Raw genomic sequence first — 26,529 nt, 5'->3', positions numbered from 1 at the left:
CGTAAGCCTTCGAGTTTGCAAAATCACTCAGAATTATCTATAGGTCAGTCCTTTCGGGGGCTGGCCTTTACTGCTGTTGCAGCATCAAGAATGCCGACTCGCCGAGCCTGGTCGCGCCCTTTGCAGGGTGTCGCCGGGCTTTGTGCGTTGGCAGGTCCCTACTGCTTAACCACGCTCGTTGTGACGGGAGCCGTATGTCAATACCTCGCTTGAAATCCTACCTGTCGGTGTTTGCCGCCGTGCTCATGCTCGGCCAGGTGCTCAATGCCCAGGCCGAAGCCTTGCCTGACTTCACCACGCTGGTCGAGCAGGCCTCGCCGGCGGTCGTGAACATCAGTACCAAGCAGAAACTGCCGGATCGCAAGTACGCCACCGGCCAGATGCCTGACCTCGAGGGCCTGCCGCCGATGTTCCGCGAGTTCTTTGAACGCAACGTGCCGCAAACCCCGCGCTCGCCCCGTGGCGATCGTCAGCGCGAGGCACAGTCGCTGGGCTCGGGCTTCATCATCTCGTCCGACGGCTACATTCTCACCAACAACCACGTGGTGGCCGACGCCGATGAAATCATCGTGCGCCTGTCCGACCGCAGCGAACTGCAGGCCAAGCTGGTCGGTACCGACCCGCGTACCGACGTGGCACTGCTGAAGGTCGAGGGCAAGGACCTGCCGATCGTCAAGCTGGGCGACTCCCAGAAGCTCAAGGTGGGTGAGTGGGTGCTGGCCATCGGTTCGCCGTTCGGCTTCGATCACTCGGTGACCAAGGGTATCGTCAGCGCCAAGGGCCGTACCCTGCCCAACGACACCTATGTACCGTTCATCCAGACCGACGTGGCGATCAACCCGGGCAACTCCGGTGGCCCGCTGTTCAACATGAACGGTGAAGTGGTGGGTATCAACTCGCAGATCTTCACCCGCTCCGGTGGCTTCATGGGCCTGTCGTTTGCCATCCCGATCGATGTGGCACTGGATGTGTCCAACCAGCTGAAGAAAGACGGCAAGGTCAGCCGCGGCTGGCTGGGTGTGGTGATTCAGGAGGTCAACAAGGACCTGGCCGAATCCTTCGGCCTGGACAAGCCGGCCGGTGCCCTGGTGGCCCAGGTGCTCGAGGACGGCCCGGCAGCCAAGGGTGGCCTGCAGGTCGGTGACGTGATCCTGAGCATGAACGGTCAGCCGATCGTCATGTCGGCCGACCTGCCGCACCTGGTCGGTGGCCTCAAGGACGGTGCCAAGGCCAAGCTGGAGATCATCCGCAATGGCAAGCGCCAGAACCTGGACGTGACCATCGGTGCATTGCCCGATGAAGACCAGGAAGTGAGCACCGGTGCCAATGGCGGCGTGGAGCGCAGCAGCAACCGTCTGGGTGTATCGGTGGCCGACCTGACCGCCGAGCAGAAAAAGACCCTGGAGCTCAAGGGCGGCGTGGTCATCAAGGAAGTCCAGGACGGCCCTGCGGCGCTCATCGGGCTGCGCCCGGGTGACGTCATCAGTCACCTGAACAACCAGGCCATCCTGTCGGCCAAGAGCTTCACCGAGATCGCCAAGGAGCTGCCGAAGAACCGTTCGGTGTCGATGCGCGTGCTGCGTCAGGGCCGTGCCAGCTTCATTACCTTCAAGCTGGCCGAGTAAGGCGGTTTGAGCGAGAAGGGCGGCCCAGGTCGCCCTTTTTTGTGTCAGCCCGCTTTGGTCGCTTTGCGGGCGCAGGCCACACAGAATCTCCCATAACCCTCCAGCTTCAGGTACAATTCCCGGCTATTTTTCGGCGGGCGTTCGCCCCGCAGCCTTTTTGAGTGTTGACCCGTGAGTGATTTGAGTCATATCCGCAATTTCTCCATCATCGCCCACATTGACCATGGCAAGTCGACCCTGGCCGACCGTTTCATTCAGATGTGCGGTGGCCTCACTGCGCGCGAGATGGAAGCGCAGGTACTCGATTCCATGGACCTCGAGCGCGAGCGCGGGATCACCATCAAGGCCCATAGCGTCACCCTGTATTACAAGGCGAACGACGGCGTCACCTACCAGCTGAACTTCATCGACACCCCGGGCCACGTCGACTTCACCTATGAAGTCAGCCGCTCGCTGGCCGCCTGCGAAGGCGCGCTGCTGGTGGTCGATGCCGGCCAGGGCGTGGAGGCGCAGTCGGTTGCCAACTGCTACACCGCCATCGAGCAGGGCCTGGAGGTCATGCCGGTGCTGAACAAGATGGACCTGCCTCAGGCCGACCCGGACCGCGTCAAGGACGAGATCGAGAAGATCATCGGCATCGACGCCACCGACGCCGTGGCCTGCAGCGCCAAGAGCGGCATGGGCGTGGACGAGGTACTCGAGCGCCTGGTGCAGACCATCCCGGCCCCGACCGGCGATATCGAAGCACCGCTGCAAGCCCTGATCATCGACTCCTGGTTCGACAACTACCTGGGCGTCGTGTCGCTGGTGCGTGTGCGCCACGGTCGGGTCAAGAAGGGTGACAAGATCCTGGTCAAGTCCACCGGCAAGATCCACCTGGTCGACAGCGTGGGCGTGTTCAACCCCAAGCACACCGCCACCGCCGACCTCAAGGCCGGCGAAGTGGGCTTCATCATCGCCAGCATCAAGGACATTCACGGTGCACCAGTAGGTGACACCCTGACCCTGAGCAGCACCCCTGACGTTGAAGTGCTGCCCGGTTTCAAACGTATCCAGCCACAGGTCTATGCCGGCCTGTTCCCGGTCAGTTCCGAAGATTTCGAAGATTTTCGTGACGCGCTGCAAAAGCTGACCCTGAACGACTCGTCGCTGCAGTACCTGCCGGAAAGCTCCGATGCACTGGGCTTTGGCTTCCGTTGCGGCTTCCTCGGCATGCTGCACATGGAGATCATCCAGGAGCGCCTGGAGCGTGAGTACGACCTGGACCTGATCACCACCGCGCCAAGCGTGATCTTCGAGGTCAAGCTCAAGACCGGCGAAACCATCTATGTCGACAACCCGTCGCGCCTGCCGGACGTGTCGGCGGTCGAGGATTTCCGCGAGCCGATCGTGGCCGCCACCATCCTGGTGCCGCAGGAGCACCTGGGCAACGTCATCACCCTGTGCATCGAGAAGCGTGGCGTACAGCGCGACATGCAGTTCCTCGGCTCCCAGGTGCAGGTGCGCTACGACCTGCCGATGAACGAAGTGGTGCTGGACTTCTTCGACCGTCTCAAATCCACCAGTCGTGGTTACGCGTCGCTGGACTACCATTTCGATCGGTATCAGTCGGCCAACCTGGTCAAGCTCGATGTACTGATCAACGGCGACAAGGTCGACGCCCTGGCGTTGATCGTGCACCGTGACAACGCGCATTACAAAGGCCGCGCGTTGACCGAGAAGATGAAGGAACTGATCCCGCGGCAGATGTTCGACGTGGCAATCCAGGCCGCCATTGGCGGGCAGATTGTGGCGCGTACCACTGTCAAGGCGCTCAGAAAGAACGTACTGGCCAAATGCTACGGTGGTGACGTAAGCCGTAAGCGCAAGCTGTTGGAAAAGCAGAAGGCCGGTAAGAAACGCATGAAGCAGGTCGGCAACGTGGAAATTCCACAGGAAGCCTTCCTCGCCGTGCTCAGGTTGGATAGTTAGGTCCTATGTCGCTAAATTTCCCGCTGTTGCTAGTCATCGCCGTTGCCGTCTGTGGGCTGCTGGCCCTGATCGACCTGGTGTTCCTGGCTCCGCGCCGGCGCACCGCGATCGCCAACTATCAGGGCAGCGTCAGCCAGCCCGAGATGGCCGTGGTCGAGCGGTTGAACAAGGAGCCGTTGCTGGTCGAGTACGGTAAATCGTTCTTTCCGGTGCTGTTCATCGTACTGGTGCTGCGCTCGTTCCTGGTCGAGCCGTTCCAGATCCCTTCGGGGTCGATGAAACCGACCCTGGAAGTGGGCGATTTCATTCTGGTGAACAAGTTCTCCTATGGCATTCGCCTGCCGGTGATCGACAAGAAGGTCATCGAGGTGGGTGATCCGCAGCGCGGCGATGTGATGGTGTTCCGCTACCCGAGCGACCCGAACGTCAACTACATCAAGCGTGTGGTCGGCCTGCCGGGTGACCAGGTGCGCTACACCAGCGACAAGCGGGTGTTCGTCAACGGCCAGCCGATTGCCGAGCAACTGGTCGGCAGCGAGCCGGGGACCCTGGGCAGCGCCGAGCTGTACAAGGAAAAACTGGGCGAAGCCGAGCACCTGATCCGCAAGGAAATGAGCCGCTACCGCATGCCGCCGGATCAGCAGTGGGTGGTGCCTGCCGGGCATTACTTCATGATGGGCGACAACCGCGACAACTCCAACGACAGCCGCTACTGGGATGACCCGAGCATTCCCAAGGAGCTGCTGGGCATGGTCCCGGATCAGAACATCGTCGGCAAGGCCTTCGCCATCTGGATGAGCTGGCCAGAGCCCAAGCTCAGCCACTTCCCGAGCCTTTCGCGGGTAGGTCTGATCAAGTAACACCAGAGCGGCGCTGTCCTTGGGACAGCGCCGAATGCTTTTCTGGCATAGGCTGTACAAGGGCGTCCACAAGACGCGCCCAGGCCATACGTCAGGCATGAACCAAACCGTCTTTCAGGATTTGCATTTGAACAACGCGTTAACCCCGAAGGCCATGAGCCTGATTGAACTGTGTGAGCCCGGCGCCCTGGCGTCGCTGCTGAAAATCGATCACGAACAGCGCGTGGGTACACTGTGAGCGTTTCCTTGAGCCGCCTCGAGCGCCAGCTCGGCTACACCTTCCAGAACCAGGAGCTGATGCTGCTGGCCCTCACGCACCGCAGCTTTGCCGGGCGCAACAACGAGCGGCTGGAGTTCCTGGGTGATGCGATCCTCAACTTCGTCGCCGGTGAGGCGCTGTTCGAGCGCTTCCCGCAGGCCCGCGAAGGCCAGCTGTCGCGTTTGCGCGCACGCCTGGTCAAGGGCGAGACGCTGGCCGTGCTGGCTCGCGGCTTCGACCTGGGCGAGTACCTGCGCCTGGGTTCCGGTGAACTGAAAAGCGGTGGTTTTCGTCGCGAGTCGATCCTGGCCGATGCCCTTGAGGCGCTGATTGGCGCGATCTACCTGGATTCGGACATGCCTACCGCGCGTGATCGCGTGCTGGCGTGGCTGGCAGGCGAGTTCGAAAGCCTGACCCTGGTCGACACCAACAAGGACCCGAAAACCCGTTTGCAGGAGTTCCTGCAGTCGCGGGCCTGCGAACTGCCCCGCTACGAAGTGGTGGATATTCAAGGTGAACCCCATTGCCGGACGTTTTTCGTCGAATGTGAAGTGACCCTTTTGACTGAAAAAAGCCGAGGGCAGGGCGTGAGCCGGCGCATCGCCGAGCAGGTCGCGGCCGCCGCAGCACTGATCGCCCTGGGCGTGGAGAATGGCAATGACTGAACAGAACACTACCCGTTGCGGCTACGTCGCCATCGTCGGCCGCCCCAACGTGGGCAAGTCGACGCTGCTCAACCACATCCTGGGGCAGAAGCTCGCGATCACCTCGCGCAAGCCGCAGACCACCCGCCACAACATGCTCGGCATCAAGACCGAAGGTGATGTGCAGGCGGTCTACGTCGACACCCCCGGCATGCACAAGGGCAACGAGAAGGCGCTCAACCGCTACATGAACCGCACGGCTTCGGCGGCGTTGAAGGACGTCGACGTGGTGATCTTCGTGGTCGACCGTACCAAGTGGACCGACGAAGACCAACTGGTGCTGGAGCGCGTGCAGTATGTGCAGGGCCCGGTCATCCTGGCGATCAACAAGACCGATCGCATCGAGGACAAGGCCGAGCTGATGCCCCACCTGCAGTGGTTGCAGGAACAGCTGCCGAATGCCGAGATCGTGCCGGTCTCGGCCCAGCACGGGCACAACCTCGACGCACTCGAAGCACTGATTGCCAAGCACCTGCCGGAAAACGAGCACTTCTTCCCGGAAGACCAGATCACCGACCGCAGCAGCCGCTTCCTGGCCGCCGAGCTGGTACGCGAAAAGATCATGCGTCAGCTGGGTGCCGAGCTGCCTTACCAGATCACCGTGGAAATCGAAGAGTTCAAGCAGCAGGGCAAGGTCCTGCATATCCATGCCCTGATCCTGGTCGAGCGTGACGGCCAGAAGAAGATCATCATTGGCGACAAGGGCGAGCGCATCAAGCGTATCGGCACCGAGGCGCGCAAGGACATGGAGCTGCTGTTCGACGCCAAGGTCATGCTCAACCTGTGGGTCAAGGTCAAGGGTGGCTGGTCCGACGACGAACGCGCCCTGCGTTCGCTGGGCTACGGCGACCTCTGATTGCCCCGGCCCGACACCGTCCGGTGTCGGGCCCACCTCTTCTGCGAAGCGCTGATCATGGACTTGCCAGACGGCCAACCGGCTTTCGTGCTGCACAGCCGCGCCTACCGTGAAACCAGTGCGCTGGTCGACTTCCTTACCCCGCAAGGGCGGCTGCGCGCCGTGCTGCGCCGTGCGCGCGGCAAGGCCGGCAGCCTGGCGCGCCCGTTCGTGCCGCTGGAGGTGCAGTTCCACGGGCGCGGCGAGCTCAAGAACGTCGGGCGCATGGACAGTGCCGGGGTGGCGGTGTGGCTCAATGGTGACGCGCTGTTCAGCGGCCTGTACCTCAACGAGCTGCTGATCCGCCTGCTGCAGGCCGAAGACCCGCACCCGGTGATGTTCGAACAGTACGCCGCGACCTTGCAGGCCCTGGGCGCCGGGCGCCCGCTGGAGCCGCTGCTGCGAGCATTCGAATGGCGCCTGCTGGACGAGCTGGGCTACGGCTTTGCGCTGGACCACGACGTCAATGGCGACCCGCTGCAAGCGGACGGTCTTTATCGCCTGCAGGTCGATGCGGGCCTGGAGCGGGTGTACCTGGTACAACCGGGGCTGTTCAGCGGCGCGCAACTGCTGGCCATGGCCGAAGCCGAGTGGTCCGTGCCCGGTGCCCTGGGGGCTGCCAAGCGCCTGATGCGCCAGGCCCTGGCCGTGCACCTGGGTGGCCGCCCACTGGTCAGTCGGGAACTGTTTCGCAAGCCTTGATCACGACGTATGCTGTGAGGCTCAATTTTCAGGAGAGTCTCTTCGTGACCACCAGCAACCGCATCCTCCTTGGCGTGAACATCGACCACGTGGCGACCTTGCGCCAGGCTCGCGGCACGCGCTACCCCGACCCGGTCAAGGCCGCGCTGGACGCTGAAGAGGCGGGTGCCGACGGCATCACCGTGCACCTGCGCGAAGACCGTCGGCATATCCAGGAGCGCGATGTACTGGTGCTCAAGGATGTCTTGCAGACACGCATGAACTTCGAGATGGGCGTGACCGAAGAGATGATGCTGTTTGCCGAGCGCATTCGCCCGGCGCACATCTGCCTGGTGCCCGAGACGCGGCAGGAGCTGACCACCGAAGGCGGCCTGGACGTGGCGGGGCAGGAGGCGCGGATCAAGGCGGCGGTGGAGCGTCTGTCGCGGCTGGGGTCCGAGGTTTCGCTGTTCATCGATGCCGACGAGCGCCAGATCGAGGCCTCGCGCCGGGTCGGCGCGCCGGCGATCGAGCTGCACACCGGGCGCTACGCCGATGCGCAGAGCCCGGCCGAGGTGGCCGAAGCGCTCAAGCGGGTGGCTGACGGCGTGGCGTTTGGCCTGGCCCAGGGGCTGATCGTGAATGCCGGGCATGGCCTGCATTACCACAACGTCGAGGCAGTGGCGGCGATCAAGGGCATCAATGAGCTGAACATCGGCCATGCGCTGGTGGCGCATGCGCTGTTCGTGGGGTTCAAGGGGGCGGTGAGCGAGATGAAACAGTTGATTCTGGCGGCCAGCACCCGCTGATACCGTGGTGCTCCCTTCGCTGGCAAGCCAGCTCCCACAGGTACCACGCTGCACTTGAGGCCGCGGGCTTGACCCGCGAGGGGCTGCGCAGCAGCCCCCCTTAGCCGAATACCAGGCTGAACTGTGTAGGCCCCTCGGGCGCACTGTTCACCTCGACCCGCCCCCCATGCACCTGCATGATCGACTGCACGATCGCCAGCCCGAGCCCCGTACCGCCGTCCTCTCGCGAACGCCCGCAGCCCACGCGGTAGAACCGCTCGAACAGGTGCGGCCAATGCACCGCATCGATCCCCGGCCCGTCGTTGCGCACCCAGCACTGCACGCCCGTGGTACCCGTGTAGATACCGACCTCCACCCGGCCACCCTGCGGGCTATGCCGGATCGCATTGCTCAACAGGTTCGACAAGGCGCGCTGCACCATCAGCCGGTCGCCCTGCACCGTACCCCAGCCACTGACCTTCAGCGTGATGTCCCTGCACTCGGCGCTCAATGCGAACAACTCGACCACCCGCTGCGCTTCATCGGCCAGCGCCACTGGCTGCAGCACCAGTTGCTGGCGGGGCTGGTCGACCTGAGCGAGGAACAGCATGTCGGTAATGATCCGGTTCAGGCGCGTCAGTTCCTCGATGCTGTCTTCCAGCGCGACCCGGTAATCGTCGGCCGTTCGTACCCGCGACAAGGTGACCTGTGCCTTGCCCATCAGGTTGCTGATTGGCGTACGCAGCTCGTGCGCCAGGTCGTCGGAGAACTGCGAGAGGCGCTGCACCCCACCGTCGATGCGGTCGAGCATCACGTTGATGGCGCGCGCCAGCGCACTCAGCTCCTGCGGCAAGCGGTCCTCGGGCAAGCGATGGCCAAGGTCGTGCGCCGAGACCTGCGCGGCGATGCGGCGGAACCTGCGCAGCGGCAGCAAGCCGCGCTGCACCAGCTTCCACGCAGCGATGCCGATCAGCAGCAACAGCAGCGGCAAGGCCAGCAGGGTCGAGCGCAGGTAAGCCTGCAGCAAGCCCAGGTCGTCGGCGCGGTTGAGTGTCAGCATCACGCGCACCGGTGTGCCGTCACGCAGCAGCATCTGGCGGGCCGCTGTCATAAGGTGTGCCTGATCGCTGCCCTGCCATTCGCTGAAGCCCAGGGGCAGGCGCCTCAGCGGCGCCGCCTCCACGGCGGGCCCCAGGCTCAGCAAGGCGGGATGACGGCCGGTCTGGGCAAGGATGTTCAGGCTCAGGTCGTCATGCCCCATCACCAGGTCGAGCAAGGGGTGGGCGCGCGACGCCAGGTCGGTGGCCTTGAGGTCCACCGCCAGGCTGTGCTCGATCTGCTCCATCTTGCGCGCCAGCACCTTGCGTGCGCGGTTGTCCAGCTCGTGATCCAGCGCCAGCACCGCAAGCCCGGCCAGCAACAGCACCAGTGCCGCGCCCATCAGGCTGACGCTCAGGCCCAGGCGCAGCGACAGGCGTACCGTCTTCATTCGCGCGCTTCCAGCACGTAGCCCACGCCGCGCAGGGTATGGATCAGCTTGTCTTCGAAGGGGTCGTCGATCTTGGCGCGCAGGCGCCGGATCGACACCTCCACCACGTTGGTATCGCAATCGAAGTTCATGTCCCACACCAGCGAGATGATCTGTGTGCGTGACAGCACTTCGCCGCTCTGGCGCATCAGCAGGTGCAGCAGGGCGAACTCCTTGGCGGTCAGGTCGATGCGCTGGTTGCGCCGGTAGGCACGGTGGCGGCTGGGGTCCAGCTCCAGGTCGGCGACCTTGAGCGTGTCGGGCGCCAGGCTGTGCTCGCTGCGCCGCAGCAGGCTGCGGATGCGGGCCAGCAACTCGGGGAACTCGAAGGGCTTGAGCAGGTAGTCGTCTGCGCCCAGGTCCAGCCCCTTGACCCGGTCCGAGAGCCTGCCGTGGGCGGTGAGCATCATGATCCGCGTGGCCGACTCGGCGCGCAGGCGCTGCAGTACGCTCCAGCCGTCCAGCTCCGGCAGGTTCACATCGAGGATCACCAGGTCGTAGGCCTGCTGGCGCGCCAGGTGCAGGCCGTCGGTGCCGGTGCGGGCGCAGTCGACGATGTAGCCGTTCTCGCTCAGGCCCTGTTGCAGGTATTGGGCGGTACGGGTTTCGTCTTCGATGATCAACAGGCGCATGGCGGTTCTCGACGCGGCAAAGGCGGTGATTTTCAACCCTTGAGTCACTACAGGGTCAAGTGCTGGCCGGCATGGTAAGCCAAGCCGGGCAGCAACGGCGCTGGATAACGGATTTGTAATGTTCGGGTCATGTTGACGATAAAGCCCGCTCCCTACAGTGCCCGCTTTGAAATGGGCGCGAGGGGGATCAGGCATGGCGGGCAAGCACAGGGTTCATCGACAGCGCAGGGGGCTGCTGGCGGCGCTGGCAGTCGGGCTGCTAGGGCTTTGCACAGCGGCGCAGGCGAGTGTGCTGACACTGGACGAAGCCCTGCGCACGGCGCGTGACAACAATCCTGAGCTTGCAGCGGCGCGTTGGGGTATCGATATCGCCCAAGGCGAACGGGACCAGGCCGGTATGCTGCCCAACCCGGAACTGAGCTGGGAGCAGGAGGACACCCGGCGCGGTTCGCAGACCACCACGGTAAGCCTCAGCCAGCGCCTGGAACTGGGCGGCAAGCGCGGTGCACGGGTCACGCTGGCCGAGCGCGACCAGGCCGTGGCGGCGCTGGAGCTGGAGCGCCAGGGCAATGCCCTGCGTGCCGACGTGCTGAGCGCGTTTGACGCCGCCGTGCAGGCCCAGCAACGCCTGCAACTGGCCGAGCAGTCGCTGCGCCTGACCGAGCGCGGGCTGCAGGTGGTGCAGGGCCGGGTGCGTGCGGGCAGTGCGTCGCCCATCGAGACCACCCGGGCGCAGGTGCAGGTGTCTGAAATGCGTCTGGAGCAGGGGCGCGCCGAGCAGGCCGTGGCCGTGGCGTACCAGCAACTGGCCGCTGTGACCGGTGCGTCGCAGGCGCGCTTTACGCAGGTGCAGCCCACGCCAGACCCTGTGCCACCGTCTGCCGATACCTTGCTTGCGCACCTGGACCAGAGCGCCGAACTGCGCCTGGCGCGCCTGCAGATCGAACAGCGCGAAGCGGCCCTGGGGTTGGCCCGCAGCCAGCGTATTGGCGACCTCACCGTCAGCCTGGGCAGCCAGTACAGCGAGACCGACCGCGAGCGCATCAACGTGGTCGGGCTGTCGATGCCACTGCCGTTGTTCGACCGCAACCAGGGCAACGTGCTGTCGGCCGCCCGCCGCGCCGACCAGGCCCGCGACCTGCGCAATGGCGCCGAACTGCGGCTGCGCAGCGAGGTGGTGCAGGCGTTGGCGCAATGGCAGATGGCTGCGCGTGAGCTGCAGGCCTTCGACGGCTCGATCCTGCCCGCCGCGCAGCAGGCGGTCGACACCGCCACCCGCGGCTTCGAACGCGGCAAGTTCAGCTTTCTGGAGGTGCTCGATGCCCAGCGCACGCTGGTGGCCGCGCGTACCCAGTACCTGCAGGCCCAGGCTCAGGGCAGCGACGCACGGGTACGCCTGGAACGACTTTTCGGCGACCTGGCCACGGCCAGCCGCTGACCCCCGACGATTTGCCGAGGAATGTGCATGAACAGGAAAACCATCACGCTGGTCGCCGTCACCCTGCTGCTGGGCCTTGGCCTGGGGGTGGTGCTGGGACGCCAGGCCAGCACGCCCGCCGCAGCACATGCCGAGCACGGCGAGGCCGGCCATGAAGAGAAGGGGCACGATGAGCAGAAGGGGCACGATGAGGAGGAGGGGCATGGCCACGAAACCGAACACGGCGATGAGCAGGAAGAAGGCCACCTGACCCTCACTGACGAACAGATCGAGGTGGCCGGCATCGAACTGGCCACTGTCGCCACCCAATCATTGAGTCGCAGCCTCAGCCTGCCGGGTGAGATTCGTTTCGACGAAGACCGCACCGCGCACCTGGTGCCGCGTGCCGCCGGGGTGGTGGAGTCGGTGCCCGTGGTGCTGGGCCAGCAGGTCAAGGCCGGTGAGCTGCTGGCGGTGATCGCCAGCCCGCAGATTTCCGAGCAGCGCAGCGAACTGGCCGCCAGCCAGCGTCGCCTGGAACTGGCGCGCAGCACCTTCACCCGGGAGAAGGACTTGTGGCAGGAAGGCATCTCGGCTGAACAGGATTACCTGCAAGCCCGCCAGGCCCTGCAGGAAGCGCAGATCGCACAGGCCAACGCGCGGCAGAAGGTCAGCGCCCTGAGTGGCAGCGTGGTGCTCGCTGGCGGTAACCGCTATGAGTTGCGTGCACCGTTCGCCGGCACGGTGGTGGAAAAGCACCTGGTACCGGGCGAAGTGGTCAGCGAGAACAGTGCGGCATTCACCCTCTCGGACCTGTCGCGGGTATGGGCCACCTTTGGCGTGCCGCCGCGCGACCTGGCCAAGCTGCGGGTCGGCATGCCGGTGTCGATCGTGGCCAGCGAGCTGGGCGCACAGGCCAGCGGCACGGTCAGCCATGTCGGCAGCCTGCTCGGCGAGCAGACCCGCACCGCCACCGTGCGGGTCACCCTGGACAACCCGCGCGGCGCCTGGCGCCCTGGCCTGTTCGTGGCGGTCAAGGTGCCCACCGAGCACCTGCCCGAAGCACTGGCTGTGCCGCAGGTGGCCTTGCAGACCCTGGAGGAGCAGCCGACGGTGTTCGTGCGCACCGCCGATGGCTTTGCCGCGCAGGCGGTGACCCTCGGCATGGCCGCCGAAGGCTTCGTGCAGATCAAGGCGGGCCTGCAGGCCGGCCAGCAGGTGGCAGCGCAGGGCAGCTTCATCCTCAAGTCGGAGCTGGGCAAAGCCAGCGCCGAGCACTCCCACTGAGCCCCAGAGTATTCCTCATGTTCGAACGGATCATTCAATTTGCCATCGAGCAGCGCCTGATCGTGCTGCTGGCCGTGCTGCTGATGGCCGGGCTGGGGCTGGCCAGCTACCAGAAGCTGCCCATCGATGCGGTGCCGGACATCACCAACGTGCAGGTGCAGATCAACACCTCGGCCGCCGGTTTTTCACCCCTGGAGACCGAGCAGCGCATCACCTTTGCCATCGAGACTGCCATGGCCGGACTGCCGGGCCTGGAGCAGACCCGCTCGCTGTCACGCTCCGGGTTGTCGCAGGTGACGGTGATCTTCGAGGAAGGCACCGACCTGTTCTTTGCCCGCCAGCTGGTCAACGAACGCCTGCAGCAGGCCCGCGGGCAACTGCCCGAAGGCGTCGAGGCGGCCATGGGGCCGATCTCCACCGGGCTGGGCGAGATCTTCCTGTGGACCGTGGAGGCTGCAACGGATGCGCGCAAGCCCGATGGCAGTGAGTACACCCCCACCGACCTGCGCGAGATCCAGGACTGGATCATCAAGCCACAGCTGCGCAATGTGCGCGGGGTGGCGGAAATCAACAGCATCGGCGGCTTTGCCAAGGCGTACCAGATTGCCCCCGACCTCAAGCGCATGGCCGCCTACAAGCTGACGCTGGGCGACCTGCTCACGGCCCTGGAGCGCAACAACGCCAACGTCGGCGCCGGCTACATCGAACGCGGCGGGGAACAGTTGCTGATTCGTGCCCCCGGCCAGCTGGCGGCCATCGACGACATCGCCAACACCGTGCTGGCCAACGTCGACGGTACGTCGATCCGCGTGCGCGATGTGGCCCAGGTGGGCATCGGTCGCGAGCTGCGCAGCGGCACCGCCACCGAGAACGGCCGCGAGGTGGTGCTGGGCACCGTGTTCATGCTGGTGGGCGAGAACAGCCGTACGGTGTCCCAGGCGGTAGCCGCGAAACTGGCCGAGATCAACCGCACCCTGCCGCAAGGGGTCACCGCGGTCACGGTGTACGACCGCACCGACCTGGTCGACAAGGCCATCGTCACGGTGAAGAAGAATCTGGTGGAAGGCGCGATCCTGGTGATCGTGATCCTGTTCCTGTTTCTGGGCAATATTCGCGCGGCGCTGATTACCGCGATGGTGATCCCGCTGTCGATGCTGTTCACCTTCACCGGCATGTTCAGCAACAAGGTCAGCGCCAACCTGATGAGCCTGGGCGCGCTGGACTTCGGCATCATCGTGGACGGGGCGGTGGTGATCGTGGAGAACGCGATTCGCCGCCTGGCCCACGCCCAGCAGCATCACGGCCGCCTGCTGACCCGTGCCGAGCGCCTGCGCGAGGTGTTCAGCGCGGCCCGCGAGGCGCGCCGGCCGCTGATCTTCGGCCAGTTGATCATCATGGTGGTGTACCTGCCGATCTTTGCCCTGAGCGGCGTGGAGGGCAAGATGTTCCACCCCATGGCCTTTACCGTGGTGATCGCCCTGTTGGGGGCCATGCTGCTTTCGGTGACCTTCGTGCCGGCGGCCATCGCGTTGTTCGTCACCGGCAAGGTGCAGGAGCAGGAGAACCTGCTGATGCGCAGCGCCAAGCGCGGCTATGCGCCGTTGCTGCAGTGGGTAATGGGGCAGCGTGCGTTGGCCTTTTCCCTGGCCGGCGCCTCGGTAGTGCTGTGCGCCGTGCTCGCCGGGCGCCTGGGCAGCGAGTTCGTGCCCAGCCTGAGCGAGGGCGACTTTGCCCTGCAGGCGCTGCGCGTACCCGGCACCAGCCTGACCCAGTCGGTGCAGTTGCAGCAGCGTCTGGAACAGAGCGTGCTCAGCCAGGTGCCGGAGGTGCAGCGGGTGTTCGCGCGCACCGGCACCGCCGAGATTGCCGCCGACCCGATGCCGCCGAACATTTCCGACAGCTACGTGATGCTCAAGCCGCAGGCGCAATGGCCTGACCCGGGCAAGACCCGCGAGCAACTGATCGCTGACATCCAGCGTGCGGCGGCGCGGGTGCCGGGCAGCAACTATGAGGTGTCGCAACCGATCCAGTTGCGCTTCAACGAGTTGATCTCCGGGGTGCGCAGTGACGTGGCAGTGAAGGTCTTCGGCGACGACATGGCGGTGCTCAACCGCACGGCAGCGCAGATCGCCGCCACCTTGCAGGCGGTACCCGGTGCGTCGGAGGTCAAGGTGGAGCAGACCTCGGGCCTGCCGGTGCTGACCATCGACGTGGAGCGCGACAAGGCCGCGCGTTACGGGCTGAACGTGGGTGATGTGCAGGACGCCATCGCGGTGGCCGTGGGCGGCCGTCAGGCCGGCACGCTGTACGAGGGCGACCGGCGCTTCGACATGGTGGTGCGCCTGGCGGACGAGGTGCGTACCGATGTCGAGGGCCTGTCGCAATTGCTGATACCGGTGCCGGCGAGCGCGCAGGGCGCGATCGCCTTCATCAGCCTGTCCGAGGTGGCCACCCTGGCACTGGTGCAGGGCCCCAACCAGATCAGCCGCGAGGACGGCAAGCGCCTGGTGGTGGTCAGCGCCAACGTGCGCGGGCGCGATATCGGCTCGTTCGTGGCCGAGGCGGGTGAACGCATCGAGGCTCAGGTGAGCATCCCGCCCGGCTACTGGACCCGTTGGGGCGGACAGTTCGAGCAGTTGCAGTCGGCAGCGCAGCGCTTGCAGGTGGTGGTGCCGGTGGCGCTGCTGCTGGTGTTTGCCTTGCTGTTCATGATGTTCAACAGCGTCAAGGACGGGTTGCTGGTGTTCACCGGTATTCCGTTTGCCCTGACCGGCGGGGTGGTGGCGTTGTGGTTGCGCGACATCCCGTTGTCGATTTCTGCCGGGGTCGGCTTTATCGCTCTGTCGGGGGTGGCGGTGCTCAACGGGCTGGTGATGATCGCCTTCATCCGTAGCCTGCGCGAGCAGGGCCGGCCGTTGCGCGTGGCCATCGACGAAGGTGCATTGACGCGCTTGCGCCCGGTACTGATGACCGCGCTGGTGGCTTCGTTGGGCTTTATTCCGATGGCGCTGGCGACCGGTACCGGGGCTGAGGTACAGCGGCCGCTGGCGACGGTGGTGATCGGCGGCATCCTGTCGTCCACCGCGTTGACCTTGCTGGTATTGCCTGCACTGTACTTCTGGGCGCACCGCAAGGAAGACGAGGGCAACCTTGCAGCACTGTAATGTGCGGCTCACCTTGGCGTTAGCTTCAGGGCCTTAAGCTCGGTGTGAATTCAATCACGAGGTAAGGTCGATGAACCTGAGCAAATTTGCGCTGATCATGGCGTTGGTCCTGGGCAGTGGTACAGCGATTGCCGAGGGCGGCGCCGAGCGCTCGCAGGCGTTCTGGGCGGAGTTTCGCAAGAGCCAGGAGCGGGTGCATGGCCAGGGCAGGCAAGAGGTAGCACAGAAGGAGGTGGAGCAGACGGTGGCGAAGGACTAGACATCGGTACTGGCTACGCCGCTGGCCCCTTCGCTGGCAAGCCAGCTCCCACAAGGTTCGCCGTTGCATATTCCCTGTGGGAGCTGGCTTGCCAGCGAAGCGAGCACCGCCGATTCTGATTACTTGCGCGCCACCAGCACCGCGCGCCGCGGCGCCGGCAAGCCTTCCAGGGTGCGCGTCGGGTCGTTCGGATCGAGGAAATCACTCAACGACTGATAGCGCATCCACTCGGTGCTGCGCTGTTCCTCGAGGCTGGTCACGCTCACATCCACGCAGCGCACGTCACTGAACCCGGCGCGTCGCACCCAGCGCTCCAGTGCCGGTACCGAGGGCAGGAACCACACGTTGCGCATCTGCGCATAGCGGTCTTCAGGCACCAGCACCTGATGTTCGTCCCCTTCGACCACCAGCGTCTCCAGCACCAGTTCGCCACCCTTGACCAGGCAGTCCTTGAGCGCCAGCAAATGCTCGATCGGCGAGCGTCGGTGGTAGAACACGCCCATGGAGAACACCGTGTCAAAGCCTTCCAGGTTGGCCGGCAGGTCTTCAAGGGCAAAGGGCAAGTGCCACGCCGGCAGCTCGGGCAGGTAGCGCTGCACCGCCTGGAACTGGCAGAAGAACAGCCAGTTGGGGTCGACCCCGATCACACTGTCGGCACCGGCGCCCAGCATGCGCCACTGGTAGTAGCCATTGCCGCAGCCCACGTCCAGCACGCGCTTGCCGCGCAGGTCCAGGTGCGGCGCCACGCGGCTCCACTTCCAGTCCGAGCGCCATTCGGTGTCGACCTGCACGCCGAACAGGTCGAACGGCCCCTTGCGCCAGGGCGACAGGCCCATCAGCGCGGTGCGCATCTGTGCGCGGGTGTCATCGTCACAGTCGCTGTCCAGGCGCAGGCCGTTGAGCAGGTCGACGTCGGTGGGTACCAGGGCTGGCAACGCATCCAGCGCGCTTTGCCAGCGTTCCAGGTCGCCGTGGCCTTTTTCCAGCTTGGCATCGAGTTGCGCTTGCAGGCCTTGGGCCCAGTGCGCCAGTGGGGTACCCGCCAGGCGGCGGACCAGGGGAGTCAGATCGATCATGGCAGGGCAATCAGAGAGGCGAAATTGAGGCACTGGAACCACGGCACCACCTGCGAGAAGCCGGCCGCCAGCAAGCGCTGGCGGTGTTCTTCGAGGCTGTCGGGTTTCATCACGTTTTCGATGGCACTGCGCTTCTGGGCAATTTCCAGCTCGCTGTAACCGTTGGCGCGCTTGAAGGCTACGTGCAGGTCGCTGAGCAGGGCGTGTTGCTGCGGGTCTGCAAAGCGCAGTTTTTCCGACAGGATCAGCGCGCCACCGGGCACCAGGCACTGGCGAATGCGGCCGAGCAAGGCCAGGCGTGCCTGCGGCTCGATGAACTGCAGGGTGAAGTTCAGCGCCACCACCGACGCCGGCTGCAGTTCGAGCGCAGTGATGTCGGCCTCGATCACCTGCACCGCCAGCAACTCCTGATGCATCGCGTCCTGGTGGCTGAGGTACTCGCGGCAGCGTTCGACCATCGCCGAAGAGTTGTCCACCGCCAGTACTTTGCAGCCGTCGCTGCGCACATGCCGGCGCATGGCCTGGGTCACCGCGCCGAGCGAGCTGCCCAGGTCGTAGAGCAGGGTGTCGGGCTGGGCGAACTGCGCGGCCAGTACGCCGATGTTCTCGACGATCGTCGGGTAGCCGGGCACCGAACGCTTGATCATGTCGGGGAAGACCCGCACGACATCTTCGTTGAAAGTGAAATCAGGGACCTGCGCCAGCGGGGTGGCGAACAGGCGATCGGGCTCTTTGCTCACGGGCAATCCAGGCGTTCGGCGGTAAAGGGCCGGCATTTTAGCCAATGTTGCAACAGGATGCATGGCCGACTGACCGGCGCAGCCAATCCCTTGCAGGCGTTGGGGAAGGCCTGCCGGCTATTTGTCGCACCGGTGCGTCCTTAGAGTGAAGTGGCTTGACTGCAATGTCCAACTACAAGGAACGTGGAATGAAACGGGAACCTGACGCGCGATCGTACGATACCGGTGAACTGGAACAGCAAGTTTCGGTACTACCCAGAAACCTGATCGAAGGCATGAACCAACGTGATGGCGAAAACGAGGGCGGGCTGACCCTCTCGCGCGAACATATCGTCACCCTCAATCAATATGTGAAGTATGTCACCGGCCTGCCGACCGAAACCGGCTCGCTGGTGCCCTGGCTTGGCTATACCGACATCAATGAGCCGGTACTGTCTGTCAGTGCCATGCGTACGACCTTTCTCAACCTGCACAAGCATGCCCGTGCCTGGGGCGTGCTGTCTGACCAGTGCAAGAAACTGTCCGCCGAACTGGGCGTGTGCGCGCGCGGTATCAACACCACCGGCGAAGGCGTGCTGCTGGAGTGCGAAAAGACCAAGGCCCTTGGCGGGCGACGTGATGCCTGGGCGTCGGTGCAGTTCGCCGACCCCGTGCCACTGAGCTTCAGCGATCGTGAAATCGTGTCCTCGCTGGTGGATTACATGGAGGTGCTCAAGGATGAAGTCGAGCATTTTCACGGCCGCGTAAGCACCGTGCGTACCCAAACCGAAACGTTTCGCGACGCCGCTCGCTACGCGTTGATGAACGAAGTCGCCCTGAAGACCGATGCCATCGAACGTCACCAGGCCAGCGGTGCGACCCAGGCCCTGCGCGATGAACTGGCGGCGCTGGACAAGGATATCGACAACCTCAACAAGCAGTACGACGAGTACGTCAAAGCCGCCTTGTCGGGCCTGGCGGCCGGCCCCCTGGGGGCGGTCATTTCAGGTTCGATCTATGGGCCCAAAGCCGAAAAGGTGCGCAAGACCCGCAACCGCGTGCAGAAAGAGCGCAAGGAGGTCAGCGCCCGCCTGACGGCGGCAGTCAACCTTGAAGGGCGCCTGCAGACACTCACCACCCACATGGACGAGCTGACCACCCGCCTGCAGGACGTGGTGACTGCCTCTTCGCACCTGCAAACGGCCTGGCAGACCATTGGTACCTACATTGAGGCCTCCATCGAAAAACTCGAGAAGATGAACGACAGCCGGCAGTTGGGCATTTTCATCATTCACTTCAAGAACTTTCTGTCGCAGTGGGCGTTTATCGAAACCTGCTCGATCACCATGAGCCGGGTGTTCGACGACACGCTGTGGGCCCAATAAGGAGATACGCATGAGCAACCTTCTTCAATTTCCGCTGGGCTGGGACGATCCGCAGTTCGACAGGGTCCTGCGCGCAGGTACTGCCTACCTGGCAGCCTATCAAGACAGCCGCTATGCCTTTTTGCCCCTGTTGCATGAGCGGGTCGAGCGCCACGCACGCTGCTTTGACGACAACCTCAAGCAACTGATGCGCCACGTCGATCGAATCATTGTCGCGATCAAGAGCAACGACCTGAGCGAACTCGTACAGGAAATAGACCCGAACGATGACCCCGAGGACATTGCGCAGTATCTGGAGGTGGCGCAGGACGCCGTCGGCGAAATTGCCGCCAAGCTGAACGATCAGTTGGGGCAGTTGGGCACGGCACTGGTCCAGATCACCGCCATCCCGCCCTATGACCCAAGTGTTGAGACGACACGCTATCAGCGTGAACTCGACAAGCTGGCTGCGGACCGCCAGGGGTGCGAGCGCGAACTGGCTGCCCGGGGCGAGGCGCTGGCCGGCCTCGACGAGGCCATCAAGGTCCTTGAAGCGGCCAAGGTGGAGTCCACCTTCAGCGGCCTCTTGCCGACCACCGGGCAGCTCAAGGCGGCTGCGGACATGATTGCAGCAGGCGGGGTATCGGTGGAGGCAGTACAAAGCGCCCTGAAGAGAATCGGCGAAATCATTGGCGCGGCCATGGAGGGCATGCGCTATGCAGCGCTGCTCGAACAGCGCCGAGGGTTGCAGAAGAACCATGATGAGCTGCAGGTGCAACTGACTGCGATGGCGCGGGACAGGACGCGGATCGAAACCCAGCGCCAGCACCTGGAGGCGTATGCCGACCTGATCACCTCGCGTGAGGAGTGGCAGGCTGGTATCAAGCGCATCGCCGTGCAACTGAAGCCGGTCTGGGATCGACTTGCCGCCAGCAGCATCGATGATGTGCAGGCGTTGAAAAAGGTCAACGAACTGATCTACGCGCTGAAGGCCTACAAGAAAAAGATGAAGGCCGACTATACCGCTGGTCTTTGATTGAATGCGTGAAGGGGCGCCGGCCTGGGTCGGCGCAGCCTTCACGCTTGTCGATTGCGCTATGGGTGTTGATGGAACAATGAAAAATACCTTTGAAATGCTGATGAAACCGCTCGCCCGCAACGAGCTGGATACGCAGATCGCGGTGATTCCCCGGCAGATCGTCCAGAGCCTGGAGGAGGACCAGGAGCGCGTCGGCCTTACCCTTACCCGGGCGCATGTCGCCGTGCTGGATGACTACGTGGCTTATGTGGTAACGATACCGACCCAACGGCAGGCATTTGTCCAGTGGTTGGGGTACTCGCAGCACTCCGATCCCGAGCTTGCCATTTACCCTATGCAGGTCCTGTTTCACCGTATCAACCTGCACGCCGACGCATGGGCGAGGGCGAAGCAAAAAAGCCATCAGTTACCTGTCGCGCTGGCCGGGTGCGCCAGGTCGATCAGCCTGACAGGTGAGCGGGCGCTACTCGCCTGTGAACGCATCAAGGTGTTGGGGGGGCGTCGGGAGGCCTGGCAAGGTGTTCAGTTCGAAGTGCCGGTGCCGTTGAACGCGCAAGATCGGGCGATCGTGATGGATATGGTCAGTCTGCTGAGCAACATCAAGGTTTCGGTGAATGTCTTTCATTTCCAGGTCAGCGAAGTGCGCAAGGAGATGGACGACTTTCGCGACGTTGCTCGATTCGAATTGAGGGCATCGCTGCTGAGCAAGATAGAGGCGATCAACCGAACATCGGGCACTACGGCAACCATGCAGATGCTCCGGGGGCGCGACAACCTGGGCATCCTGGCACAGCGCATGAGGGCTCTGATCATGCGCCTGGAAGATGTCACCACCTCTGCGTCGCATCTGCAAACGGCCTGGCAATTTATCGAGACCTACCTGGAAGCATCGATTGCCAGGCTCGGGACCCTGCAGGACAGCCGGCAACTCGGCGTATTCGTCATCCACTTCAAGAGTTTTCTTGCACAGTGGGACTTCATCGAAGCCTGTGCATTGAGCCTACGTTCGCGCCTGCTTTGATTTCAGTTGCACGGCGCAGTCTCAACGCACCTGGATATCGCAGTCGAAGCTCATTGCCGGTTTGACCTCCGGTGCCCAGGGTTGCTGGTACACCAGCAGCAAATGGCCGCTGCCGCTGGCACTGGCCTTGAAGCGCCACAGCGATCGACCGGCACTGCCCACCAGGCCGGCCTCTTCGGGGTTGCTGTAGACCTCCGGCCCCAGCGCCGTCAGCACGCCGCCGGCTGGGTTGTGCAGCAGCCAGCGGTAGCCGGTACTGGGGTTGCTGGGCAACGCCAGGGTGATGGCCTGGCCGACATCGAGTGTGATCGGGCACTGGCTCTGCTTTTCCACCAGCAAGGGTTGCGGGGGTGTGGGCTGGCTGGCGCAACTGGCCAGCAGTATCAGGCTCGAACTCAGCAATACACGGGAAACGCTCATCATGATGTCTGGCTCGGGGAGTGTGTCCGGGCTCCCGATAATAGGGAAAGTGTGCTGCCTTGGGAAGATTCTCACGCTTTGCTATCCACTCGAAATACGTGAGTTTGGCGTTGCAGTTTAAAAGTCCAAGGAGCGGAGCATGGATGGTTTGACGAGTTTGAACGATCAAGATATCCCCACGCTGGCCAGCGAGGTGCCAGCGAAAATAGTCGATGTGTTGAGCAAGCGCAAAGGTGCAGCGCTGACCTTGACCGAAGAAGACATCATTACCCTGAATGACTATGCGGACGATGTATTCAAGTTGCCGCAAGGCGAAGAGAATGTAACCGATTGGCTTGGTTATACCGACGTCAAGTCGCTGTTGTTGCAGCCGGTGGCCATCACCGAATTGAACAGTGCCTTGCTTGATCATGCACAAGAGTGGTTGAGCGTGTCCGATCAGTGCAAGGAACTGTGTTCGCAGCTGTCGTCCTGTGCCACCGATATCAATACATCAGGTGCGGAAGTGATCCAGCTCTGCCGCGAGGTCCTGAAAATGGAAGGCAGCAGCATCGATCGCTGGGATGATGTTGTATTGAAGCACCCGGTCACGTTCACCCTCAAGGAGCGGATGACGGTGGATGTAATGGCCGATTACATCGGGATCATTGCAGAGTCGGTGGACTACTTCTCCGACAAGGTACAGGGCGTCAAGCAGGCTTCCCAGGCGTTTCGCGATACGGCCCGGTCCCAGTTGTCCAGTACTGTCGGCACGATGCTGACGGCACTGGAGGATATCAGCGCGTTCGACGAGGGCCTTGCGCAGGAGGAACTGGATGAGCTCGATGAGGATATAAAGCGGCTGAAGGCCGAATACGAGCAGTTGGTTGCCCAGGCCCTGTCAGGGCTTGTCGCGGGTCCGTTCGGCGTGTTGCTCACCGGCATCCTGTACGGCCCGCATGCCGAAGAGGTGCGCAAGGCGCGCAACGCCAAGTTCGAGATGCGCAAGTCCGTGTTGTCCAGGCAGCGTGTGGAGAAGAACAACTACGGGCGTCTCAAGCGCCTGGAGAGCCACCTCGATGCACTCGGCAGCCAACTTACCGATGTCTACAACGCGGCCAACCACCTGCATTCGGCATGGCAACTTATCAGTGTCTACCTGCATGCCTCGCGCAAACACCTGAATGCAATCGAAACGAACCATGCCTTGAGTTCGTTCATCACGCGTTTCAGCCTGTTTTTAGGGCAATGGGATGAAATCGAGCATAAGGCTCATTCAATGTCAAATATGTTTACTGTCAGTAGCCGGACTTGGAGATAAACCATGCAAGGGAATGTAGTGGTATTGAACAATATGGTGGTCGCGGCCTATGTGCCTGGCCTGGAATCAGCCGAGCAGGCCATGAGCAAGGCCTGGCAGCGGGGTACTTTCAAGTTTTCCCTGCCCCTCGAAAATTCGCTCAAGCGCACGGCAGACTTCATGCAGCGTAACAATGATCGACTGCGCGCATTGAGTTATGCGCTCAGCGCAGACTTCGAGCCGGGGACGCTGGATGAAATATTGAAGTATCAGGTGGCGGGCCGCCCTTGGAACGAGAATGAACTTGAGGTCATCGTCAATCAGTTCGATGCGGGACGTGACACACTCAAGGAACTGATCGACTTTCTGCAGGCAACCCAGGTATCGATGGCCTCCCTCCCCACGCCAGACCTGGACGCGATTCGCAGCAAGCTGACCGGCGAGCAGGCTCGGATCGAGCAGGCCAGAAGGCCCAATGCCGATATCCTGCAGAAGAAAAAAGCACAGCTGGAAAGCGTCAATGCGGCGATGGATATTCTGGAAAAGAACAACATCGAGTCGGTGTTCAATGGTCTGCTGCCCAGCGAGAAGGACCTCAAGAAGGCCACGAGCGTGGTCACTGCCGGGCAGATCGATGTCGAGCTGGTCTGCGTGGCGCTGGAAAAACTGTCCAAGGGACTGGAACGCAGTCTGGCCAATATGCGTTATGCCAGCCTGATCACCGAGCGGCAGAACCTGGTGAACCGCATACGTGATGTCGAGGCGACGACGCGTGAGCAGGACGTGCGCCTGCTCGAGCTTGCAAAGCAGTTGGGGAAACTCGAAGAGTTCGGCGCACTGCGTGAACATTCGCTCAATTGGCAGGGCATCATCACCCAGGTGCTGGTGGCACAAGTGGCGTTCAGCGACGAGCTGGCGCAGATCCACAACGAGCGTCCGCTGCCGTTGGCCAAGCTGAGCAAGGTCTACGCCAGGGTGTCGGATTATCACAACCAGCTGCAAGGCGGCAGGTAATCGGGCCAGGCGCCTGAGCCGACAGCGCGGGCTGCGTGCAGCCCGCGCTGTTTTCCTGGCGCTTGTCTCAGAACAGCACTTTTGCCACGTCGCTGAAGCGCTTGGCGAAATGCACCTGCAGGCCTGCCTTCAAGTACCCCGGCAGCTCTTCGAAGTCGCCGCGATTGGCCTCCGGCAGGATCAGCTCATGGATCTTCTGCCGACGCGCCGCAATGACCTTTTCACGCACCCCGCCGATCGGCAGCACCTGCCCGGTCAGGGTCAGCTCGCCGGTCATGGCCACGCCTTTCTTCGGCGCCTGGTCGCGCGCCAGCGACAGCAGGGCACTGGCCATGGTCACGCCAGCACTCGGGCCGTCCTTGGGCGTGGCCCCTTCGGGCACGTGCAGGTGGATGAACGACTCGTTGAAGTAGCCCGTTTCACCGCCGTACTGCTTGAGGTTGGCGCTGACATAGCTGTAGGCGATCTCGGCGGATTCCTTCATCACCTCGCCCAGTTGACCGGTGAGCTTGAAGCCACGGGTGAGGGTGTGGATGCGCGTGGCTTCGATCGGCAAGGTCGCGCCGCCCATGCTGGTCCAGGCCAGCCCGGTGATCACACCCTTGCCCGACAGCACCTGCTCGCTGCGAAACACTGGCATGCCAAGTGAGGCTTCAAGATCCTTGGGGCCGATCCTGATCGAGTCCTGAGGATTGTCGAGCAAGCGTACCACGGCCTTGCGCACCAGCTTGCCCAGCTGCTTCTCCAACTGGCGCACGCCTGCCTCGCGGGCATAGCCGTCGATGACCGCGCGCAGCGCGGTATCGCTGATGCTCAGGCTGGTCTTGGACACCCCCGCCTTTGCCAACTGCTTTGGCCACAGGTGGCGCTTGGCGATGGCGACCTTTTCTTCGGTGATATAGCCCGACAGGCGGATCACTTCCATGCGGTCGAGCAACGGCCCGGGGATCGCGTCCAGGGTGTTGGCGGTGCACACGAACAGCACCTTGGACAGGTCCAGGCGCAGGTCCAGGTAGTGGTCGAGAAAGTCGACGTTCTGTTCCGGGTCCAGGGTTTCGAGCAGGGCCGAGGCGGGGTCGCCCTGGTAGCTCTGGCCCATCTTGTCGATCTCGTCGAGCATGATCACCGGGTTCATCACTTCCACATCCTTGAGTGCCTGCACCAGCTTGCCCGGCTGGGCGCCGATGTAGGTACGGCGGTGGCCCTTGATCTCGGCCTCGTCGCGCATGCCGCCGACGCTGAAACGGTAGAACGGCCGCCCGAGGGCTTCGGCGATGGATTTACCGACACTGGTCTTGCCCACGCCCGGCGGGCCTACCAGCAGCACGATGGAGCCGCTGATCTCGCCTTTGTAGGCACCCACGGCGAGGAACTCGAGGATACGTTGCTTGATGTCGTCGAGCCCGGCATGGTGCTGGTCGAGCACCTTGCGTGCGTGCTTGAGGTCGAGCTTGTCCTTGCCGTAGACGCCCCAGGGCAGGGCGCTGGCCCATTCCAGGTAATTGCGGGTGACGGCGTATTCGGGCGAGCCGGTTTCGAGAATCGACAGCTTGCCCATTTCCTCATCGATACGCTTGCGCGCGGCGGCGGGCAGGGTCTTGCCCACCAGGCGCTGCTGGAACTGTTCGAGGTCGGCGCTGCGGTCGTCCTTGGTCAGGCCCAGCTCCTGCTGAATCACCTTGAGCTGTTCCTTGAGGAAGAACTCGCGCTGGTGCTCGCCGATCTGGCGGTTCACCTCGGCTGAAATCTCGTTCTGCAGGCGCGCGACCTCGACTTCCTTGCGCAGCATCGGCAGCACCTTTTCCATGCGCTTGAGCATGGGCACGCAGTCGAGCACTTCCTGCAACTGGTTGCCGGTGGCCGAGGTCAGGGCGGCAGCGAAGTCGGTGAGGGGCGAGGGGTCGTTGGGGCTGAAGCGGTTGAGGTAGTTCTTCAACTCTTCGCTGTACAGCGGGTTGAGCGGCAGCAGTTCCTTGATCGCGTTGATCAGGGCCATGCCGTAGGCCTTGACCTCGTCGGTGGGCTGGCTGGGCTGGTGCGGGTACTCGACTTCCACCAGGTAGGGCGGGCGATGATGCTTGAGCCAGGTGCGGATGCGTACGCGGGTCAGGCCCTGGGCGACGAACTGCAGCTTGCCGTTCTCGCGGCTGGCGTGGTGCACCTTGACCAGGGTGCCGTACAGCGGCAGGGCCGAGGTGTCGAAATGGCGGTGGTCTTCGGGTGGCGTGTCCATGAAGAACAGCGCCAGGTCGTGGTGCGGGGTCTTGGCCACCAGGTCCAGGGTTTCGGCCCAGGGTTCTTCGTTGACGATCACCGGCAGCACTTGCGCGGGGAAGAACGGGCGGTTGTGGATCGGGATCACATAGACCTTGTCCGGCAGTTGCTGGCCAGGGATGGCGAGGGTGCGGCCGGTATGGTCGGCGGCATCGAGATGCTCGACTTCAGCGTCTTCATCGGGATGTTCGGGGAGATCCTGCTGGTCGCTCATGGGGCACCTGCGTGAATGACTATGGTGCTTAGATGGGGC

General features: G+C 63.4%; 23 protein-coding genes. 17 read left to right on the top strand and 6 right to left on the bottom strand.

What is annotated here, in order from left to right; translation table 11 throughout:
• Window positions 1-245: 245 nt before the first annotated feature.
• The 8 genes from KUO17_RS04325 to pdxJ all read left to right on the top strand — a co-directional run bounded on the left by KUO17_RS04325 (window position 246) and on the right by pdxJ (window position 7,804).
• Window positions 246-1,625 (top strand): DegQ family serine endoprotease, encoded by a 1,380-nt coding sequence (locus KUO17_RS04325; RefSeq protein WP_425274828.1) that lies wholly within the window; start codon window positions 246-248, stop codon window positions 1,623-1,625.
• Between the two features lie 171 nt (window positions 1,626-1,796).
• Window positions 1,797-3,596, top strand: a complete 1,800-nt coding sequence (gene lepA, locus KUO17_RS04320; RefSeq protein WP_217973835.1) for a translation elongation factor 4 — start codon at window positions 1,797-1,799, stop codon at window positions 3,594-3,596.
• Window positions 3,597-3,601: 5 nt separating this feature from the next.
• A complete protein-coding gene (gene lepB / locus KUO17_RS04315; RefSeq protein WP_217973834.1) occupies window positions 3,602-4,456 on the top strand; it encodes a signal peptidase I in 855 nt (284 codons plus the stop codon).
• Window positions 4,457-4,553: 97 nt separating this feature from the next.
• Window positions 4,554-4,694 (top strand): hypothetical protein, encoded by a 141-nt coding sequence (locus KUO17_RS04310; RefSeq protein WP_217973833.1) that lies wholly within the window; start codon window positions 4,554-4,556, stop codon window positions 4,692-4,694.
• Window positions 4,691-5,380: a ribonuclease III gene (gene rnc / locus KUO17_RS04305; protein WP_217973831.1), complete on the top strand. Its 690-nt coding sequence runs from the start codon at window positions 4,691-4,693 to the stop codon at window positions 5,378-5,380. The genes KUO17_RS04310 and rnc overlap by 4 nt, the downstream gene beginning before the upstream one ends.
• A complete protein-coding gene (gene era, locus KUO17_RS04300) occupies window positions 5,373-6,275 on the top strand; it encodes a GTPase Era (protein WP_217973829.1) in 903 nt (300 codons plus the stop codon). The genes rnc and era overlap by 8 nt, the downstream gene beginning before the upstream one ends.
• Window positions 6,276-6,332: 57 nt before the next feature.
• Window positions 6,333-7,016: a DNA repair protein RecO gene (gene recO, locus KUO17_RS04295; protein ID WP_217973827.1), complete on the top strand. Its 684-nt coding sequence runs from the start codon at window positions 6,333-6,335 to the stop codon at window positions 7,014-7,016.
• 44 nt (window positions 7,017-7,060) lie between these two features.
• Window positions 7,061-7,804, top strand: a complete 744-nt coding sequence (gene pdxJ, locus KUO17_RS04290; RefSeq protein ID WP_217973825.1) for a pyridoxine 5'-phosphate synthase — start codon at window positions 7,061-7,063, stop codon at window positions 7,802-7,804.
• Between the two features lie 100 nt (window positions 7,805-7,904).
• Here pdxJ and KUO17_RS04285 read toward each other — a convergent pair whose 3' ends face one another.
• Window positions 7,905-9,272 carry a heavy metal sensor histidine kinase gene (locus KUO17_RS04285; protein WP_217973823.1) on the bottom strand — a complete coding sequence of 456 codons (1,368 nt, stop codon included), beginning with the start codon at window positions 9,270-9,272 and terminating at the stop codon, window positions 7,905-7,907.
• Window positions 9,269-9,943 carry a heavy metal response regulator transcription factor gene (locus KUO17_RS04280; protein ID WP_217973822.1) on the bottom strand — a complete coding sequence of 225 codons (675 nt, stop codon included), beginning with the start codon at window positions 9,941-9,943 and terminating at the stop codon, window positions 9,269-9,271. Before KUO17_RS04280 ends, KUO17_RS04285 begins: the two co-directional genes overlap by 4 nt.
• A 193-nt stretch (window positions 9,944-10,136) precedes the next feature.
• Here KUO17_RS04280 and KUO17_RS04275 point away from each other — a divergent pair, with 193 nt between their 5' ends.
• From KUO17_RS04275 to KUO17_RS04260, 4 genes are all read left to right on the top strand, one after another.
• Window positions 10,137-11,381 carry a TolC family protein gene (locus tag KUO17_RS04275; protein ID WP_217973821.1) on the top strand — a complete coding sequence of 415 codons (1,245 nt, stop codon included), beginning with the start codon at window positions 10,137-10,139 and terminating at the stop codon, window positions 11,379-11,381.
• 27 nt (window positions 11,382-11,408) lie between these two features.
• Window positions 11,409-12,647, top strand: a complete 1,239-nt coding sequence (locus tag KUO17_RS04270; RefSeq protein ID WP_217973820.1) for an efflux RND transporter periplasmic adaptor subunit — start codon at window positions 11,409-11,411, stop codon at window positions 12,645-12,647.
• A 17-nt stretch (window positions 12,648-12,664) separates the two neighbouring features.
• The gene (locus KUO17_RS04265; protein ID WP_217973818.1) at window positions 12,665-15,811 is read left to right on the top strand and encodes a CusA/CzcA family heavy metal efflux RND transporter; all 3,147 of its coding nucleotides are present in this window, start codon (window positions 12,665-12,667) and stop codon (window positions 15,809-15,811) included.
• Between the two features lie 70 nt (window positions 15,812-15,881).
• On the top strand, window positions 15,882-16,070 hold the full coding sequence (locus KUO17_RS04260; protein WP_217973816.1) for a hypothetical protein: 189 nt from the start codon (window positions 15,882-15,884) through the stop codon (window positions 16,068-16,070).
• A 119-nt stretch (window positions 16,071-16,189) separates the two neighbouring features.
• On the opposite strand, the gene cmoB is transcribed toward KUO17_RS04260, so the two are convergent.
• Both cmoB and cmoA read right to left on the bottom strand, forming a co-directional pair.
• The gene (cmoB, locus tag KUO17_RS04255) at window positions 16,190-17,146 is read right to left on the bottom strand and encodes a tRNA 5-methoxyuridine(34)/uridine 5-oxyacetic acid(34) synthase CmoB (RefSeq protein WP_217973814.1); all 957 of its coding nucleotides are present in this window, start codon (window positions 17,144-17,146) and stop codon (window positions 16,190-16,192) included.
• Window positions 17,143-17,922 (bottom strand): carboxy-S-adenosyl-L-methionine synthase CmoA, encoded by a 780-nt coding sequence (cmoA, locus tag KUO17_RS04250; RefSeq protein ID WP_217973813.1) that lies wholly within the window; start codon window positions 17,920-17,922, stop codon window positions 17,143-17,145. Before cmoA ends, cmoB begins: the two co-directional genes overlap by 4 nt.
• 152 nt (window positions 17,923-18,074) lie before the next feature.
• On the opposite strand from cmoA, the gene KUO17_RS04245 reads away from it, so the two are divergent.
• The 3 genes from KUO17_RS04245 to KUO17_RS04235 are packed head-to-tail and all read left to right on the top strand — an operon-like array spanning window position 18,075 to window position 21,289.
• Window positions 18,075-19,250 (top strand): alpha-xenorhabdolysin family binary toxin subunit A, encoded by a 1,176-nt coding sequence (locus KUO17_RS04245; protein WP_217973812.1) that lies wholly within the window; start codon window positions 18,075-18,077, stop codon window positions 19,248-19,250.
• Window positions 19,251-19,260: 10 nt separating this feature from the next.
• Window positions 19,261-20,265 carry an alpha-xenorhabdolysin family binary toxin subunit B gene (locus tag KUO17_RS04240; protein ID WP_217973811.1) on the top strand — a complete coding sequence of 335 codons (1,005 nt, stop codon included), beginning with the start codon at window positions 19,261-19,263 and terminating at the stop codon, window positions 20,263-20,265.
• 4 nt (window positions 20,266-20,269) lie between these two features.
• The gene (locus tag KUO17_RS04235; protein WP_217973810.1) at window positions 20,270-21,289 is read left to right on the top strand and encodes a hypothetical protein; all 1,020 of its coding nucleotides are present in this window, start codon (window positions 20,270-20,272) and stop codon (window positions 21,287-21,289) included.
• A 21-nt stretch (window positions 21,290-21,310) separates the two neighbouring features.
• Here the strand turns inward: KUO17_RS04235 and KUO17_RS04230 are convergent, their stop codons facing one another.
• Window positions 21,311-21,709 (bottom strand): protease inhibitor I42 family protein, encoded by a 399-nt coding sequence (locus KUO17_RS04230; RefSeq protein ID WP_217973809.1) that lies wholly within the window; start codon window positions 21,707-21,709, stop codon window positions 21,311-21,313.
• Window positions 21,710-21,848: 139 nt separating this feature from the next.
• Between KUO17_RS04230 and KUO17_RS04225 the strand changes: the two genes are divergently transcribed.
• Both KUO17_RS04225 and KUO17_RS04220 read left to right on the top strand, forming a co-directional pair.
• Complete coding sequence (locus tag KUO17_RS04225) at window positions 21,849-23,009, top strand: alpha-xenorhabdolysin family binary toxin subunit A (protein WP_217973808.1); 1,161 nt, start codon at window positions 21,849-21,851, stop codon at window positions 23,007-23,009.
• Between the two features lie 3 nt (window positions 23,010-23,012).
• The gene (locus tag KUO17_RS04220; RefSeq protein WP_217973807.1) at window positions 23,013-24,002 is read left to right on the top strand and encodes an alpha-xenorhabdolysin family binary toxin subunit B; all 990 of its coding nucleotides are present in this window, start codon (window positions 23,013-23,015) and stop codon (window positions 24,000-24,002) included.
• A 67-nt stretch (window positions 24,003-24,069) separates the two neighbouring features.
• Here the strand turns inward: KUO17_RS04220 and lon are convergent, their stop codons facing one another.
• Window positions 24,070-26,490, bottom strand: coding sequence for an endopeptidase La (lon, locus tag KUO17_RS04215; RefSeq protein WP_217973806.1), 2,421 nt, complete (start codon window positions 26,488-26,490; stop codon window positions 24,070-24,072).
• Between the last annotated feature and the right edge of the window lie 39 nt (window positions 26,491-26,529).

Origin of the sequence: Pseudomonas aegrilactucae (assembly GCF_019168305.1) — a bacterium.
Lineage (GTDB): Bacteria > Pseudomonadota > Gammaproteobacteria > Pseudomonadales > Pseudomonadaceae > Aquipseudomonas > Aquipseudomonas aegrilactucae.
This window is presented reverse-complemented; position numbering and strand designations above follow the sequence as displayed.